This is a genomic window from Massilia pinisoli, assembly GCF_024753285.1.
Classification (GTDB): Bacteria; Pseudomonadota; Gammaproteobacteria; order Burkholderiales; family Burkholderiaceae_D; genus Telluria; species Telluria pinisoli.
Window position 1 is genome coordinate 1 of the sequence record NZ_JANUGW010000038.1, and the last position, 16,964, is coordinate 16,964.

Annotated in this window: 15 protein-coding genes and 1 riboswitch; of the genes, 2 read left to right on the top strand and 13 right to left on the bottom strand. The window is 67.9% G+C overall.

From position 1 onward, the window contains the following. Window positions 1-182 precede the first annotated feature (182 nt). Window positions 183-1,409, top strand: a complete 1,227-nt coding sequence (locus NX784_RS28220) for a helix-turn-helix domain-containing protein (RefSeq protein WP_258820009.1) — start codon at window positions 183-185, stop codon at window positions 1,407-1,409. Between the two features lie 98 nt (window positions 1,410-1,507). Continuing rightward, on the top strand, window positions 1,508-3,550 hold the full coding sequence (locus NX784_RS28225) for a beta-galactosidase (protein WP_258819996.1): 2,043 nt from the start codon (window positions 1,508-1,510) through the stop codon (window positions 3,548-3,550). A 30-nt stretch (window positions 3,551-3,580) separates the two neighbouring features. Here the strand turns inward: NX784_RS28225 and NX784_RS28230 are convergent, their stop codons facing one another. The 13 genes from NX784_RS28230 to cobT all read right to left on the bottom strand — a co-directional run bounded on the left by NX784_RS28230 (window position 3,581) and on the right by cobT (window position 16,620). Then, window positions 3,581-5,038: a cobyric acid synthase gene (locus NX784_RS28230; protein WP_258819997.1), complete on the bottom strand. Its 1,458-nt coding sequence runs from the start codon at window positions 5,036-5,038 to the stop codon at window positions 3,581-3,583. Beyond that, window positions 5,035-5,919 (bottom strand): cobalamin-binding protein, encoded by an 885-nt coding sequence (locus NX784_RS28235; RefSeq protein WP_258819998.1) that lies wholly within the window; start codon window positions 5,917-5,919, stop codon window positions 5,035-5,037. The genes NX784_RS28230 and NX784_RS28235 overlap by 4 nt, the downstream gene beginning before the upstream one ends. Next, complete coding sequence (gene cobD / locus NX784_RS28240; RefSeq protein WP_258819999.1) at window positions 5,916-6,908, bottom strand: threonine-phosphate decarboxylase CobD; 993 nt, start codon at window positions 6,906-6,908, stop codon at window positions 5,916-5,918. Before cobD ends, NX784_RS28235 begins: the two co-directional genes overlap by 4 nt. Further along, window positions 6,901-7,842 carry an adenosylcobinamide-phosphate synthase CbiB gene (gene cbiB, locus NX784_RS28245; protein WP_258820000.1) on the bottom strand — a complete coding sequence of 314 codons (942 nt, stop codon included), beginning with the start codon at window positions 7,840-7,842 and terminating at the stop codon, window positions 6,901-6,903. Before cbiB ends, cobD begins: the two co-directional genes overlap by 8 nt. Continuing rightward, entirely contained in the window at window positions 7,836-8,396 is a 561-nt protein-coding gene (gene cobU / locus NX784_RS28250) for a bifunctional adenosylcobinamide kinase/adenosylcobinamide-phosphate guanylyltransferase (RefSeq protein WP_258820001.1), read from the bottom strand. Before cobU ends, cbiB begins: the two co-directional genes overlap by 7 nt. Continuing rightward, on the bottom strand, window positions 8,393-9,691 hold the full coding sequence (locus NX784_RS28255) for a cobyrinic acid a,c-diamide synthase CobB (protein ID WP_258820002.1): 1,299 nt from the start codon (window positions 9,689-9,691) through the stop codon (window positions 8,393-8,395). The genes cobU and NX784_RS28255 overlap by 4 nt, the downstream gene beginning before the upstream one ends. Further along, the gene (cobO, locus tag NX784_RS28260; protein ID WP_258820003.1) at window positions 9,691-10,317 is read right to left on the bottom strand and encodes a cob(I)yrinic acid a,c-diamide adenosyltransferase; all 627 of its coding nucleotides are present in this window, start codon (window positions 10,315-10,317) and stop codon (window positions 9,691-9,693) included. The genes NX784_RS28255 and cobO overlap by 1 nt, the downstream gene beginning before the upstream one ends. Then, window positions 10,310-11,086 (bottom strand): ABC transporter ATP-binding protein, encoded by a 777-nt coding sequence (locus tag NX784_RS28265; RefSeq protein ID WP_258820010.1) that lies wholly within the window; start codon window positions 11,084-11,086, stop codon window positions 10,310-10,312. Before NX784_RS28265 ends, cobO begins: the two co-directional genes overlap by 8 nt. Continuing rightward, window positions 11,086-12,108: a FecCD family ABC transporter permease gene (locus tag NX784_RS28270; RefSeq protein ID WP_258820004.1), complete on the bottom strand. Its 1,023-nt coding sequence runs from the start codon at window positions 12,106-12,108 to the stop codon at window positions 11,086-11,088. Before NX784_RS28270 ends, NX784_RS28265 begins: the two co-directional genes overlap by 1 nt. 20 nt (window positions 12,109-12,128) lie before the next feature. After that, window positions 12,129-13,970 carry a TonB-dependent receptor plug domain-containing protein gene (locus NX784_RS28275; RefSeq protein WP_258820005.1) on the bottom strand — a complete coding sequence of 614 codons (1,842 nt, stop codon included), beginning with the start codon at window positions 13,968-13,970 and terminating at the stop codon, window positions 12,129-12,131. A 69-nt stretch (window positions 13,971-14,039) separates the two neighbouring features. Further along, window positions 14,040-14,273: riboswitch (cobalamin riboswitch) on the bottom strand. After that, window positions 14,268-14,804 (bottom strand): histidine phosphatase family protein, encoded by a 537-nt coding sequence (locus NX784_RS28280; RefSeq protein ID WP_258820006.1) that lies wholly within the window; start codon window positions 14,802-14,804, stop codon window positions 14,268-14,270. It overlaps the preceding riboswitch by 6 nt. After that, window positions 14,801-15,586, bottom strand: a complete 786-nt coding sequence (locus NX784_RS28285; protein ID WP_258820007.1) for an adenosylcobinamide-GDP ribazoletransferase — start codon at window positions 15,584-15,586, stop codon at window positions 14,801-14,803. Before NX784_RS28285 ends, NX784_RS28280 begins: the two co-directional genes overlap by 4 nt. Next, a complete protein-coding gene (cobT, locus tag NX784_RS28290; RefSeq protein ID WP_258820008.1) occupies window positions 15,586-16,620 on the bottom strand; it encodes a nicotinate-nucleotide--dimethylbenzimidazole phosphoribosyltransferase in 1,035 nt (344 codons plus the stop codon). Before cobT ends, NX784_RS28285 begins: the two co-directional genes overlap by 1 nt. Window positions 16,621-16,964: the final 344 nt, after the last annotated feature.

The following is a 16,964-nucleotide window of genomic DNA, read 5'->3' on the forward strand; positions in this document are numbered from 1 at the left end:
GCAGTATCCAAACAGATAACAAATTCGTCCCTGCAAACGAAAATTTTTGCATCGTTATAAAAAAAAGCGGACGCCTTGTTACGTTATCGGGCTCCGCAAAGGTAAGCTCCTGGACGAGACATCGCGTTCGCCAGCTGCCCCATCCAGCGCAGGCGTCGCAGGAAACATGAGACGTGAGCAAAATGCAAAATTTCTATAAAAAAGCGCTATTTGCGCTCATTCTGCTGCTGGTCGTGGACGCGCTGATCGCCTGCGTCTGCGTATACCAGAGCTACCCAACCGCCACCCTCATGCCGTCGGGCGCCGGCGGTCTGTACTGGCGCACGGCCACGACCACTGTGGCGACTGAGGGCGGCAGCGCGCCGATACGCATCATCGAATCCGGCCTGCGGGCGCTCCGTTTCGACTACCGGCTCACGCGGCCTGCGCCATATTCGTTTGCGTCAGCCGAAATGGTGTTCGAAGACGGCAACGGCAATGTAATGCCGGTGGATCTGTCGAAATACGACACTATATCGTTCACGGCCAAATGCAATCCGTTGAACATTCTGATCTTCGCCCTGCCGACATTCGACGCGACAGTGTCGAAGCCCGGCGACTACCTGACCTACCCGTCTCCGCTCACGTTCTTCTCGTGTGAGGAAAAAGGCGTGCCGATATCGCTTGACCTGACGCGGCTGACTATCCCGCAGTGGTGGTACGACAGGATGCATCTCGACCTCTCGCACCAGTCTTACAAGCTGAACCAGGTGGCAAAATTCGTATTCGGCATCAGCCAGCAAAGCCCGCGCGATCGCGACAGCCGCGTGGAAATCACCAAGGTGACGTTGCACGGACGCGATTATCGCTATCTCGTCGCGCTGGCGGTCATCCTCGTGAGCAGCTGGTGTGCCTTCGCGTTCTGGTTTTTCCGGGCACATGCGCGGGAACTCGCCGCCAGCCTGGACGCCAAGCTCAGGAAGGATCAGCCGTTGGTCGCATACCGGCAACTGACCCTGGAACCGTTCAAAGACAAGGAAAAGGCGGCCGTCCTGCGCTTCATCGCGACGAATTACACGAATTCCGAACTGGACCTGGAAAGCGTCGTCGCGGGAACGGGGACCAATCGCAACAAGGTCAACGACTTCCTGAAAGCGGAACTCGGCATGACCTTTACCACTTATCTGAAAAAATTGAGGCTGACGGAATCGGCCAGATTGCTGACTGAAAATCCTGCCGCGACCGTCGCCGAAGTTGCTTACTCCGTCGGTTATGGCAACGTCTCGTATTTCAACAAGCTGTTCAAGGAAGAATATGGCTGCACGCCCAAGACGTTCAGAAGCGTGACGGTGCGGCCCGACATCAAGCCCGACAGCCCGGCATCGACGCGGACGGCGCCGGACACACAGCAGGACCTGCACCAGAAATAACAAATCCTGCATCGTGGCCAAATTTTTCGCAAAGCCGTTAAGAAGGCGGCGACGGATGCCTCTATGCTGTGGAGGTCGCAATCCACACAACGTCCACCATGAAACTCGTCGCAAAGATCGCCTTCGCCCTGGCCACGCTGGCCGCGTCTACAACGATGCCGCTCGCCGCACCCGCGGGTTGGCCCGGCCCTGGCCAACTCTTCGTCGGTACGTGCTACCAGCCCGTCGACCGCACGCCCGACCAGATCCAGCGCGACATCGCGCTGATGAAGGAGGCTGGCTTCAACATTGTGCGGATGGGCGACCTGTCGTGGGATTACTTCGAGCCGGCCGACGGCAAGTTCACGTTCGCCGCGTTCGACCGCATCCTGGACGCCATGCAGGCCAACGGCATCAAGGTGATCGTGGACATTCCCGGCACGCCGGCGCCGCTGTGGCTGCATCGAAAATACCCCGGCGTGAACCTGGTGAACGCACAGGGTGCGGTCGTGCATCCGGCCGAACGCTATATGCTGGACATCAGCGATCCGGACTACCGCCGCCACGCGGTGCGCCTCGCCGAACGGATGATGCAGCGCTACGGCAAGCATCCCGCCGTGCTGGCCATCGGCTTCGATAACGAGATCGGCAACACGTTCATGTCGTATTCGCAGGCCGACCGGACGCGCTTCATCGCCTGGCTCAAGCGCAGATACGGCACGCTGGATGCGCTGAACAAGGCCTGGGCGACCCAGCGCTGGTCGCGTCACCTGTCGTCGTGGGACGAGGTCGAACTGCCGTACGCGGATGGTCCCGGCCCGGCCGAACGCAATCTCGACCTGCACCGCTTCTGGTCCGACAACACGATCGACGTGCTGAAGGACCTGGAAGCCGTCCGCGCCAAGTACGCGCCGGACAAGCCCGCGATTTCGAACCTGTGGGACAGCGCCGGGCGCAAAGGCTTCGATTATCTGTCGACGTACCGTCAATACACGCATTACGGCGCGATGGGCTTCTATCCGGGCGAACCGGTCGGGTCGGGGTTCGAGGCCCTGATGATGAAGGCGGGCCTGGATACACCGATCTGGTTCAACGAATTCACGGCGGGCGGCGGCGGCTACTACGGCACGAAAGGCCGTTCGCGCATGTGGGCGAATCTGGGCCTGCTCCTTGGCGCGCAGTCCGTGATGGCGTGGACGTACAATTCCCACCTGGGCGGCGAGGAGCAGATGCTGATGGGCCTTCTCGATCACGACAGCAAGCCGTCGTGGAAGCTGGCGGAATTCGGCGCGATCGCCAGCGAATTCAAGACGCTGCAGGGCATGGGCTTTCCGCGTCATACCGAACCCCAGGTCGCGTTCGCGTATTCCTTCGACAGCCGCAACGCGTCGAACCCGCCGGGGCCGTCGAACACGATGCGCCAGTATTTCACGATCCCGTACATGGACCAGGTCCACAACGCGTTCGCGCCCATCTTCAACGACAACATCGACACGGCCGTCATCCACGTGGGACATGATGATCTGCGCCGCTACAAGATGGTCGTCGTCGCGGCGGACCTCGTGATGGACAAGGACAGCGCGGACGCATTGCGCCGCTACGTCGAAGGCGGCGGCACCGTCGTGATGACGGCCTTCTCCGCCAAGGTCAGCGAGACTGGCCAGGTATTCGACACGCCGCTGCCGGGGCGCCTCAGCGACGTGTTCGGCCTGCGCACCAGCGAGTACTACAACGCCGACGTGCCGCTCGACGTCGGCTTCGACGGCAAGACGGTGACCACGTCCACCAAGTTCTACGAAGTGCTGGAGCCGTCCACCGCGAAGGTCGTCGCCCGCCTGACGAATGTCGAAGGCTCGCCGCCCGCGATCACTGAAAACCGCTTTGGCCAGGGCAGGGCGATCTACGTCGCCACGGCTGCGCAGCGTCCCGTGATGCAGGCCCTGTACCGCAGCCTGTACGCATCGCTGGGTATCGCGCGCGGCCCCGTGACGCCGGAAGGCGTGTATGCCCGCGAGGTCGATGGCCGCACGCTGTACGTCAACACGACGACGAAGCCGCAGGACGTCAAGATCGATGGCGCCGCCGCCGGTGTGCTTGGCGGCCAGACGTGGAACGGCACGCTGCGGCTCGAGCCCTTTGGTGCGGAGCTGCTGCGCAAATAAGGCCGGCGCCGTAGCGCGGCGCCACGCGGACTACGCGAGCGCGATCAACCGGTCGAGCAGCGGCGCGGCCGCATCCGCGATCCGGTCCAGGCTCGCGTCGCGCAGCGCGGCCGTGTCGACCACGTGCGCGCTGTGCAGCCCGGCCCAGCGCAGCAGCGCCGCGCACGCATCCGCATGGTCGAACAAGCCGTGCAGATACGTGCCCAGCACCTGGCCGTCGTCCGAGCAACCGCCCTCGGGCCGGCCGTCGATCTCGAACGCGGGCCGCGCCACCGCGCTGCCCGTCGAGACGCCCATGTGAATCTCGTAGCCCGTCATCGCCGCGTCCACCGCATCCGGCCCGAACGCGCAGCGGCCGTGCACCTGCGCCAGGCGTTTTTGCCGGGTCAAGGTCGTGCCGAGGTCCAGCAGGCCCAGTCCTTTCGAATGCCCGGCCGCGCCTTCCACGCCGTGCGGATCGTCGATGCACGACCCCAGCATCTGGAAGCCGCCGCAGATGCCGATCACCCTGCCGCCATAGCGCAGGTGTCGGCGGATGCGTTCCGGCCAGCCTTGCGTGTGCAGCCACGCGAGATCGCCGCGCGTGTTCTTGCTGCCGGGGAGGATGACGAGGTCCGCATCGGGAATCGGCTCGCCTTCGCGCACGAAGCGCAGGTCGACGTCCGGATGGACGCGCAGCGCATCGAAGTCCGTGTGGTTGCTCATGCGCGGATAGCTGGGCACGACGATGCGGAAGTGTCCCGTGCCCGGCGCCACCGCCTGCACCGCGTCCTCGGCGTCGAGGTACAGGCCGTGCAGATACGGGAGCACGGCCAGCACCGGCTTGCCCGTCTGCCGTTCGAGCCAGTCGAGGCCAGGTTCTAGCAGGCCGATGTCGCCGCGGAAGCGGTTGATGACGAAACCGACGATGCGCGCCCGCTCGCTGTCCGACAGGCAGGCCAAGGTGCCGACGATGTGGGCGAACACGCCGCCGCGGTCGATGTCCGCGATGAGGATGACGGGGCAGTCCACCGCTTCCGCGAAGCCCATGTTGGCGATGTCGCGGTCGCGCAGATTGATCTCGGCCGGGCTGCCGGCGCCTTCCACGATCACGGTGTCGTACTGGGCGCGCAGCCGCGCATGCGATTCCAGCACGGCCTGCATCGCCACGGTCTTGTACTGATGGTAGTCGCGCGCATCCATCTCGGCGCGCACGCGGCCATGGATGATGACTTGCGCGCCGATGTCGCTCGACGGTTTCAACAACACCGGGTTCATGTCCGTGTGCGGCGCCACGCCGGCCGCGGTGGCCTGCAGCGCCTGGGCGCGGCCGATCTCGCCGCCGTCGCTCGTGACGGCGCTGTTCAGGGCCATGTTCTGCGGCTTGAACGGCGCGACGCGCACGCCGCGGCGGGCCAGCAGGCGGCACAGCGCGGCGACGAGCGTGCTCTTGCCCGCATCCGACGTCGTGCCCTGCACCATCAGGGTGGAGTAGGGGAAGCGCGTCATTTGGCGCGGTGGCTGCGCGCCAGTTCGAGTTTCTCGCACAACTGCGCGGCGCCGGCGACCATGCGCGGGCCTGCGCGGTTCAGGAGGTTGCCGTCGATCGTGAACAGGTTGTCGTTGCGGACGGCGGTCAGGGTGGTGTACGGCTTCCACATGCTCACGCCGCCGTAGTTCTTCTCGGCGGTGGCAAAGATCGCTTCCGGATTCTCCTGCAGCACGGCCTCGACCGACACGACGGGCGCCGTCACGGCCAGCTTGTCGAAGATGTTCTCGCCGCCGCACAGGCGCAGCGCGTCGCTGACGATGTGACGGCCGTTCAGCGTGTACAGGGGCTTGTCCCACACTTGATAGAAACTGCGCACGACGGGACGCTTCGCATAACGGCTGCGCAGGCTGGCGATCCGGTTGCGCAGGTCGGCGGCGGCCGGTCCTGCGACGGCGTCCGTCCCCATCAGCTGGCCGAGCTTTTGCACGTTGTCCGCGATGTCTTCCAGCTTCGGCGGCTCGCTGTGGAACATGGGAATGCCCGGTTTCTGCAGCATGTCGATCTGCCGCTCCGAACTGCCGTGGCGCCAGATGACGATGAGGTCCGGCTTCATGGCCATGATGCGTTCCAGGTCGACCTCGCGGTTCGACCCGATCTGCGGGATCTTTTTCGCCTCCTCCGGGAAGTCGCTATACGAGACGACGCCTACGATGTGGCTGCCGCCGCCGGCCGCGAACAGGAGTTCGGTGACGTGCGGCGCCAGCGAGATCACGCGCTGCGCCGGTTTTGCCACGGTGACGGTGGCGCCCGCGTCGTCCTTGACGGTGATGGCGGCGTGCGCCTGCAGGCCGGCCGCGAGCAGGAGCGCGCCTGCGATGATGCTGGTCGTTCGTTTCATATGTCGTTCCATTCCCGGAGTGCTTGTTCGATGCGCAGCCATGCGGATTCGCTCCCGGGCAGGCCCACGCGGATGCCGCGGGCGGCGTCCGGGAACAGCCGCACCCAGATCGCGTGCCGCGCCATGTGTTGATGAAAGTCGTCGGCGCGCGGTGCCGCCCACCAGTGGAAAAGCGGCGTGCCGCGGGCGTCGATGCCGTGGTCCGCGAGCAGCGCACGCATGCGCGCGCCGTCGCGCGCGAGGCGTGCCTGCGTCGCCTGTTGCCAGCCGCGGTCGCGCAACGCGGCGATCGCGATTTCCTGCGCCGGACCGCTGACGGCCCAGGGACCGAGCAGGTCATCAAGCGCCGCCAGCAGCGGTTCTTGCGCGCCGACGAAGCCGAGCCTCAGTCCCGCCAGACCGAAGAACTTGCCGACGGAGCGCAGCACGATGAGTCCCGGCTGGCCGACGTGCCCCGCGACGCTGCGCCTAGGCGCCGTGTCGCCGAACGCTTCGTCCACGACGAGCCAGCCGCCGCGCGCCGCCAGAAGCGCCGCCCAGTCCAGCAGCCGTTCCGGCGCCACCGTCGCGCCGGTCGGATTGTTCGGGTTGACGACGACGAGGACGTCGCTTGCGGCGACGGCATCGTCGAGCGCGTCGTACGCGACTTCGCGCAGGGCGTGGCCGTGCCGGCCCCAGTGATGCGCGTGTTCGGCATACGACGGCGCGGCCACCGTCACGCGCGCCGGCCCGGCCAGCTCGGCCCGCAGGCGCGGCAAGGCCTGGATCGCGGCCTGCGTGCCTGCCACCGGCAGCAGCTGTGGCGCTCCGTAGTAGTCGCATGCGGCACGCACGAGGTCCTGGTCCGGCTCGGGCAGCCGATGCCATGCTTCGGCCGACGGCGCAGGCGCCCGATAGCCGTGTGGGTTGATGCCGGTGGAGAGGTCGATCCAGTCCGTGCCGCCATAGCGCGCTTGCGCCGCGCGCAGGTTGCCGCCGTGTTCAAGCACGGAGCACCCCATCCAGCACGAACAGCGCGGCGCAGGCGGCAATCACCCACAGCAACGTGGTGCGCAAGACGAGGCGCCAGGCGCGCACGATGTCGTCCGCGCATGCGTCGGGTCCGGCGCCGAGCGCGGGACGCTCTTCCGTCACGCCGTCGTACACGGCCTCGCCGCCCAGCCGCACGCCCAGTGCGCCGGCGCCGCTGGCCATCACGGGGCCCGCATTCGGGCTGCTCCACGCGGCGGCCTGCGTCCGCCAGCAGCGCCACGCGCGCAGCCGTCCCCGTTCCGCCAGCAGCACGTACGACAGGGCGGTGAGACGCGCCGGCACGTAGTTCAGCACATCGTCGATGCGCGCGGCCACCTTGCCGAACAGGTCGAAGCGCGCGTTGCGGTAGCCCCACATGGCGTCCAGCGTGTTCGCGAGGCGGAACAGGACGACACCTGGCCCCGCACCGACGAGGAACCAGAACAGCGTGCCGAACACGGCGTCGTTGCCGTTCTCGAGCAGCGATTCCGCGCCGGCCTTGGCGACATCCGATTCGCCGGCCTGCGCCGTGTCGCGGCTGACGATGCGCGACGTCAGCGTCCGGGCGCGCTCCAGATCGCCGTCGGCGAGCGCCGCGTGGATCGGCAGCGTGTGGTCGCGCAGGCTGCGCAGGCCGATGGCCAGGTACAGCAGCAGCGCGTGCAGGGCCGCGCCCGCGGTCGCGCACGCGAGCCAGGCGAGCAGCGTCAACGGCAGCACGGCGAGCATCCAGGCCAGCAGTCCGCGCGCGATGCGGAGCCTTCCCGCGTTGAGGCGGCGTTCCAGCACGGACGCGAGCCGGCCGAAGCCGACGAGCGGATGCCAGCGCCGCGCCTCGCCCAGCCACAGGTCGAGCAAGACGCCGGCGACGAGGGCCAGCGCGAGCGTGTGCGGCGCCAGCCCGCTCAGCATGGCGCGCCTTTCAGCGCGAGCGGCAGCCCGGCCGCGACGAACAGGACGCGGTCGCAGCGTGCGGCCACGTCCTGGTTCAGGCGGCCCGCTTCGTCCGCGAACGCGCGCGACACGGCGCCGTACGGCACGATGCCCATGCCGACCTCGTTCGATACGAACACGACGTCACCGACCGGAGGCGCGTCCAGCCAGTCCAGCAAGGCGGCGCGTTCGGTCTCGAACAGCGGCGGCAACTCGATGGGACCGACCTCAGGAAAGTCCTGCTGTGCCGCGAACATCAGGTTCGTCAGCCACAAGGTGAGGCAATCGACGATCACGATGCGTTCCGGCGCGCACAGTGCACGCAGCGTGGCCGCCAGTGCCGTCGCCTCCTCGACCGTCGTCCAGCCGCTCGGCCGGCGCGCGCGATGGTGGGCGATGCGTGCCGCCATCTCGGCGTCGCCCGCGTACGACGTCGCGACGTAGTCCACGCCCTTGCCGGATTCGCGCGCGAGCCGTTCTGCCAGGCCGCTCTTGCCGGACCGGGCGCCGCCAAGGAGCAAGGTGCGGGTCACGCGAGGTCTCCCCGCAGCAGGCTTGCGGCGGCGGCCGGGTTCGATGCGAAGAACGCGTGGAAGTACGATGCCGTCAGCGAGCCGACACGGTACACGGCTTCGCCCTGCGCGCCAGACGGATGCTTGACGGTCCACGCGGTGGGTGCGAGCGGCGTCTCCAGTCGCGAATAGTGAAACGTGTGGCCGCGCATCTGCCCGGCCTGTGTTTCCACCGCCTGCGGTCCGAGCCCGGCGAGACGCGGCTGCATCTGCACGCGGCCCGGGAACAGGCCGGCCATCGGCCACTCGCGGCCATCCTGGTCGGCGAGCGTGTCGGCCAGCACCATCATGCCGCCGCATTCGCCGAGGATCGGTACACCGGCCGCGTGCGCGGCGCGGATCGAGTCGCGCCAGTGCATCGCCTGCGCCAGCGCCGCGCCATGGAGCTCGGGATAACCGCCCGGGAGGTAGACGGCGTTCGCATCCGGCGGCACCGGCTCGTCCGCCAGCGGCGAGAACCAGCGCACGCTGGCGCCCAGCGCTTCCAGCGTATCGACGTTGGCCGGGTACAGGAAGCAGAACGCCGCATCGCGCGCGATCGCCACCGTCTTCCCGGCCAGCAGCGGCGGCACCGGCGCTTCGGGCAGCGGCGCGTCCAGCGGTCGTGGCGCGAGCGCATTCCATGCCGCCTCGTCCAGTTGCAACTGGTCGGCCAGCGTGTCGAGGAGATCGTCGATGGCGTCGATTTCACCCGGCACGACGAGGCCCAGGTGGCGCTCCGGCAGTTGGCGCGACTGCTTCGGCAACGTGGCGAGCAGCGGGATGTCGCGCAGCGACGCCGCTACCATGCGCGCATGGCCTTCGCTCGCGACGCGGTTGGCGATGACGCCGGCCATCCGCACGGGGCCGTAGTCGCGCAGGCCAAGCACGACGGCGCCGGCCGTCTGCGCCATCGCCGCGGCGTCGATCACGGCCAGCACGGGCAAGTCGAACGTGCGCGCGAGGTCGGCGGCGGATGGATCGCCGTCGTACAGGCCCATCACGCCTTCGACGAGCACGACGTCCGCCTCGCGCGCGGCACGCGCAAGGCGCTGGCGGCTCTGCTCAAGGCCGACCATCCACAAGTCGAGCGTATGGACTTTCGCGCGGCTCGCGTGCTCGAGGATCATCGGGTCGATGAAGTCCGGCCCGCATTTGAACACCTGCACCCGCTGCCCCATGCGGCGCAGCTTGCGCGCCAGCGCGGCCGTCACCGTCGTCTTGCCCTGGCCGGACGCGGTGGCCGCGATCAGCACCATGCGTGCGCCGGTGTCCATCACCACTCCGTCCCGGCCTGGGCCGCGATGCCCGCCCTGAATGCGTGCTTCACGTCGGTCATTTCGGACACCGTGTCGGCGACGGCGATGAGTTCCGGAGGCGCGCCGCGGCCCGTCACGACGACGTGCTGCATCTCCGGGCGGTCGAGCAGGTCGGCGATCACGGTGTGCACGTCGAGGTAGTGGTATTTGAGGGCGATGTTCAATTCGTCCAGCACGACGAGGCCGTAGGCCGGATCGGAAAGGAAACGGCGCGCCTGCTCCCACGCCTGTTCGGCCTTGACGATGTCGCGCTCGCGGTTCTGCGTCTCCCACGTATAGCCTTCGCCCATCGCGTGGAAGCTGACGTCGTCGGGAAAACGGCGCAGGAACATTTCGTCGCCGGTGGACATCGCGCCCTTGATGAACTGGACGACGCCCACCTTCATGCCGTGGCCGAGGGCGCGTCCGACCATGCCGAACGCGCTCGAGCTCTTGCCCTTGCCGTTGCCCGTGTTGACGATGATGATGCCGATCTTCTTGTCGGCTGCAGCGATCTTGGCGTCGATGATCGCCTTCTTGCGTTCCATGCGCACGCGGTGGCGCTCGTTGAGGGCCGCCGTTTGTTCGGGTGTCAGATCAGTCATGTGGTGCCTCCAGGGGAATGAATAGTCGCCGGCCCTTGTTCTCGATCGCGTCGATCGGGTGGCCGAGATAGCTGCTCAGCAGCGGTGCCTGCATGGCGTCGTCGACGGGGCCGGCATGCCAGCGGCCGTCGCCCATCAGCAGCAAGGCGTGGGTGGAGATGCTGTGCGCGAGGTTCAGGTCGTGGCCGATCATCACGACGGTCTTGGCGCTTTGCCGGCACAGGCGCGCCAGCAGCGACATCGTGCGCACCTGGTGCGCCAGGTCGAGCGCGTTCGCCGGCTCGTCCAGCAGCAAGAGCGGCGTGTCCTGGGCGAGCAGGGCGGCGATCGCGACGCGCTGGCGCTCGCCGCCGGACAAGGTACGCACGTCGCGCGCGGCCAGGTCGTCGACTTCCATCGCCGCGAGCGCGTTCATCGCCGCGTGATGGTCGTCGGTCTGTTCCCAGTAATGGTTGGCGTGGTACGGATGGCGTGCCGACAGCACGGTTTCCATGACGCTGTACGCGAAGGCGTCGCTGCGCGCCTGCGGCAGGTACGCCCGTTCGCGCGCGAGCGCTTCCAGCGGCCAGGCGGACAACGCCCGTCCTTGCAGCTCGACGGTGCCGCCGTCCGGTGCGCGCAGGCCGGCCACGGCGCGCAGCAAGGTGCTCTTGCCGGCGCCGTTGCGGCCGATGATGGACCAGCATTCGCCGGCCTGGATGTCCCAGTCCAGGCCTTGCACGAGCACGCGGCCGCCGATTCGTAATTCCAGTTGTCGAGTCGCGATCATCATTTGTGCAACCGGTGCAGCTGGTACAGGAAGACGGGCGCGCCGATCAGCGCCGTGATGGCGCCGACCGGCAGCTGGGTCGGCGCGACGACGGTGCGGGCCACGGTATCGCACAGCACGAGCAGGCTGCCGCCGCCCAGCACGGCGGCCGGCACGAGCACGCGGTGGTCCGGGCCGAACGCGAAGCGGCAGGCGTGCGGCACGATCAGGCCGACGAAGCCGACGGCGCCGGCGCTCGTCACGGCGCTGGCCGTCAGCACGGCCGACGTGAAGAACAGGCCCTTGCGCACGGCGCCCACGCGCACGCCCAGCGTGGCGGCGGCTTCCGCATGGAGCGCGAGCATGTTCATCGCGCGCGCGTTGCGCAGCGCGTACGCGAGCGCTGCGCCCAGCACGAGCCACGGCAGGATGCGGAGCGGCGCGCCCGCCAGGTCGCCGATCATCCAGAACACCATGCTGCGCAGACGGCCTTCCGGCGCGATCGACAGCATCAGCGTGACGAGGGCCATGCTGGCGGAGGACAGGATGACGCCCGTCAGCAGCAGCATCGACGTGCCGCCTTCGGCTGCGACGCCGCTGCGCATGTCGCGCCGCGCCAGCAGGTACAGCAGCAGCGCGACCGTCACCGCACCGCCCATTGCCGCGAGATCGACGGTGGCGGCCGCGCACAGCATCAGCAGCGCGAACAGGGCGCCGACAGATGCGCCGGCGGAGATGCCGAGCACGTAAGGTTCGGCCAGCGGATTGCGCAGCAGCGCCTGCATCATGACACCAGCCAGCGCGAGCGCGCCGCCGGTGACGAAGGCCATCAGCGCGCGGCTCGTACGCAGATCGAGGAGCGATGCCGCCAGCGACTCCGGCCGGCCACGCAACACCTGCGCCAGCGCGTCCGGGACGTCGGACGGCGCGACGGCGATCGACCCGCTCATGCCCGCGACGAGCAGGCTGGCGAGCGCCGCGCACAGCAACGCGGCGATGACGGGAACAGCGCGCTGGCGCGCGGGCGTTGGAACTAGGTGCATGGCTCGTCGGTACATGGTGATCAGCGAATGCCGTAGCGGATGCCTGCGAACCAGCTGCGCCCGGCCGTGCCGTAGTTGCGCGCCAGGTCGTAGTGCTTGTCGGCCGCGTTGTCGACGCGGGCCAGCAGCGACCAGTCGCGCGTCAGGTGCCATGTAGTGTACAGGTTAAGCAGGCCATAGCCACCGAGGCGGTACGTGTTGCCGGCGTCGTCGAAGCGGCGGCCGGACGCCTGCAGCTCGACGCCGCTGTCGACCTGGCCCAGGCTGTAATCGGCGCCGACGGCGGCGTGGCGGCGCGCGCGGCGGGCCAGCTGCTTGCCGGTGGTCTCGTCGCGCGGGTTCTGCAGGTCGGCGCTGGCGCGCAGGGCGAGGTTGCCGATGCGCGTGTCGGCCGCGAGGGTCAGGCCTTCCAGCAGCGCGTGGTCGACGTTGTAGGCACAGCTGCCGGTGCGGCTCGGGCATGGCGTGACGGAGACGATCATGTCGGTCAGCCGGTTGCGATAGTAATTCGCGCGCAGGTCGACGCCGGCCACGCGGTATTGCACACCTGCCTCCGCGTTACGGCCCCGTTCCGGCTCGTTCGATGCGAGACCGTAGCCCGGGTAGAACAATTCGTTGAACGTGGGCGCGCGGAAGCTCGTGCCGACGCTCGCCGTGGCGCGCAAGTCGTTCGTGAACTCGTAGCCGTAGCCGGCGGCGCCCGTCGTCTTCGCGCCGTATTCCGACCAGTCGTTGCGGGCGCTGACGTCGAGCAGGTGGCTGCCGCGTCGCACGTCGTACGCGGCCGCGACGGCGTTCGTCACGCGGCTGCGGTTCAGGTTCGCGACGGAGCTGGACAGTACCTGCTCCTTGCGGTGGTTCGCCAGCACCTGCAGCGTGGCGCCGTTAAGGTCGAACGTGTTCTGCCACGTGAACTCGTCCTGGCGCGTGTTCAGCTGCGTCGTACCGGAAGGGGCCGTGCTCGTGAAGCTTCCCAGCTTGTCTTCCGAACGCGCCGCCTGGACGCTGCTGCGCCAGCCGGGCAGGAAGCGGTCGTTCAGGAAGAGGGCGTAGCTGTCGACTTCCTGGCGGTTGCGGGCGTCGAACGTCGACTTGCCGTTGTCGTACTGCGCGCTCAGGCGGCTCTTCAGGAATTGCGCGCCGATCTCGTGGCCGTCGGCCAGCCGCATGGTCACGCGACCGTTGACGGTGGTGCGCGTGTAGCCGTCATCGTCGGGGTTGTAGCTCGACGAGCCTGGACGCGTGGACGAGAAGCCGTCCGATTCTTCGCGCGCGCCGCCGAGCGCATACGTCACGGCGTGTTCGCCGTCCGTCGAGCCCACGACGCCGGCATCGTACCGGTTCGTGCCGTACGTGCCGCCGGCCGCGCCGGCGCTGAAGGACGGTTGGCCCTGTCCCTGCTTGGTGAAGATCTGCACGACGCCGCCGATGGCGTCCGCGCCGTACAGGGAACTCAGGGGACCGTAGACGATCTCGATGTGGTCGACCGCCGACAGGGGAATCGCGTTCCACGCTGCCGTGCCGGTGGTTGCGGAGCCGATGCGCACGCCGTCGACGAGCACGACGACCTGGTTGCCGTTGGCGCCGCGCAGGTACACGCTCGTGCTGGTGCCGGCGCCGCCGTTGCGCGCGATTTCGATGCCGCGCTGGCGGCGCAGCACGTCGGCCACGGAGCCTGCGCCGGCGTGCGCGATGTCGTCGCTCGTGACGACGACGGTATCGGGGATGACCTCGTCGGCGCGCTGTGGCGTACGGGTGGCGGTGACGACGACGGTGTCGGGAACGGGATCGGCGTGGGCCGATGCGGCGGCGGCGAATGCGAGCGAAAGCGCGGCCGCCTGCCGGGAAACAGGAATGGACATGACTTTTATTGTGTGGACCAACCGGCCGACGTCCCCGTCAGCCAGGTGAACGGAAGTGTGCGATGCATTGCTCGCTTCCACCTTTTGGCCGGTATCCGGGCTGGCAAGTATGGCCGTCCGACCTTCCCATGCGGATGCACAGTGGTATGTGAAGACGGTTGCCGCGCACGCGTCGAACGCGGGCGGCACTTGCTTACCGTTGCGGGGGCAGCACACGTTGGCGCTTGGTTCGAAAGCGCTTCGTGTTTCCCGTTTAACTGCGCCCGAGAGACGGGCGCGAGCACCAAAACGCCGACATTATACGCCCAGCACGACGACGTCGCCGTAGGCGATGCGATGGGGCGTCTGTGCCGCGTGCAGCGCGGCTTGTTCGAGCGGCGCGCCGCCGTGCAGCGCCGCCAGCAGGCGGATCGTGCCGGCGTGGCAGACGATCAGCGCGTGCTGCGCGCGCAAGTCGGCCCCGAACGCGTGCACGCGGCGTGCCACGTCGAGTACGTTTTCCGCGCCGCCGGGACGGTAGTGCAGCAGGTCGGCTGTCCATGCATCGATGTCGGCGCGCGGGATGTCGGACCAGGCGCGCAGTTCCCATGCGCCGAAATCCATCTCGGCCAGCCGGGCATCGTGCGTGACGTGAGCCAGCGCCAGTCGTTCGGCCAGCAGGGCGCAGCGCTGCAGCGGGCTCGCATAGACGGGAAGGTCGCCAGGCAGGCCGCGTGCCGCGAGCGCCGCGTGCACGCGCGCGAGTTCCGCCTCGCGCACCGGGACGTCGCTGGCGCCGTAGCACAGGCCGGACGCTACGTCCGGCTGCGGATGGCGCACGAGGTACAGGGTCATGCCGCGGCCCAGGCGCCGTGGCCCAGCGTGGCGAGCACGGCGACATATGCCAGCGATTCCGCCAGTTGCTGCACGGCGCCGAGGCAGTCGCCCGTGTAGCCGCCGAGGCGGCGTACGAACAGGCGGCCCAGCCACAGCGCGGCGCCGGCCGCGGCCAGCGTAGCGGCGAGCAGCGCAGCCGGCGTCATCCCGTCGGCAGCCAGCACGCACGTCGCGGGCAGCACGCACGTCAGCGCCGCGAGCGCGAATTCGGCGCCCGTCATCTGCTGCGCGAGAGGCTTCGCCTTGCCTTCGCCGCGCACGTAATCCAGCTTCCAGATCAGCGCTGTCGCAGCGAGGCGCGAAAACGGATGCGCGATGAACAGCGCGGCGACGGCAACGCGCGGCGGCAGCAGCGCCAGCGCGGACAGCTTCGTCGCCAGCATGCACACGATGCCGATCGCACCGTAGGCGCCGACGCGCGAGTCCTTCATGATCTCCAGCGCCCGTTCCTTCGTCATGCCGCCACCGAGGCCGTCGCACGTGTCCGCGAAGCCGTCTTCGTGGAACGCGCCCGTGATCCAGATCGAGGCCGCCGTCGACAGCACGGCCGCGACGGGCGCCGGCAGCACGAGCGCGGCTGCCGCGTACACGCCGGCGGCGAGCGCCGCGACCACGCAGCCGACGAGCGGGAAATAGCGCGACGCATGCTGCAGCCAGCTCGCGTCGAAGCCGACCCACGCCGGGATCGGCAGCCGCGTGAAGAACTGCAGCGCGATGAAGAACAGCCTGACCTGATGCATCAGGCGGATTTTTCGCTGACGCTGGCCGACGCGAAGGTCGCCATCTCGTTCAGGAAGTTCACGGCCGCGTGCAGCAGGGGCAACGCGAGCGCGGCGCCCGTGCCTTCGCCCAGGCGCAGGTTCAGCTGCAGCAGCGGTTCGGCGCCCAGCGCGTCCAGCATGCGGCGGTGGCCCGCTTCGTCGGAGCAGTGCGCGAAGACGCAATAGTCGAGGATCGCCGGTGCGATGTGCGTCGCGACGAGCAGCGCGCTCGTGGCGATGAAGCCGTCGATCAGCAGGACTTTGCGCAACGCGGCCGCTTGCAACATGGCGCCGGTCATCATCGCGATCTCGAAGCCGCCGAACGTGGCCAACACCCCTAGCGGCTCGTCGACGCCGGCGTGGTGCCGGACGGCCGCTTCGATCACGCGCTGCTTGTGCAATACGCCTTCGGCAGACAGTCCCGTGCCCGCGCCGACGCAGTCCGCGACGGGAATCCCCGTCAGCTTGTGCATCAGGCTAGCTGCGGCCGTCGTGTTCCCGATGCCCATCTCGCCGAAGCCGACGACGTTGCCGGGCAAGTCCGCCATCAGGGCGGCGCCGTGTTCCAGCGCGGCCGCGCACTGCTCGGGTGTCATCGCCGCCTCGCGCGCGAAGTTGCGCGTGCCGTGCGCCACCTTGCGGTCGACGAGGCCGCGACGCGGACCGAAATCGTGGTTGACGCCCGCATCGACGACGTGCAGATCGCAGCCGTTCTGGCGCGCGAACACGTTGATCGCTGCGCCTTGCGCCAGGAAGTTCTCGACCATCTGCCAGGTGACGTCCTGCGGGTAGGCGGATACGCCTTCCGCGACGACGCCATGGTCGCCCGCGAACACGAGGATCGCCGGCTGGCGGACCGTGGGCGCGACGGTGCTCTGGATCAGGCCCAGGCGACTGGCGAGGCGTTCGAGCGCGCCGAGGCTGCCGAGCGGTTTGGTCTTGTTATTGATGGCGGCGGCGAGCGCGGCGCCGAGTTCGAGTTGAGCCGTGGGGGCGATGTGCGGGAAGCGCATGGGATCTCCATGGAAGATGAAGGCGGCAAAGATAGCACACAAGCAATTGGAAAATTCTTGCCGTGAGGGGGCGCCGGCCGGTTGGCTGCGCTGTTGCTCCGGCGATGCATAGTTGTTCGATGCATCTTGCATACCCCTGGTCCGATTTGCTATAGTTCGCGTCCTGCTTCTGCAGCACAAGAAAAGTTCAGCCAAATCAAGTAGTTGAGCTAGGTAGATTGATAACGCCGCTTGTGTTGTAGAAAAACGAGGGTTGACGAGTTAAGCGAAGCACTGCATAATCTCGTTCCTCTGCTGCTGACGAACACAACGCTTCGCAAACGCAGCAAGGCAGTACCGAATAC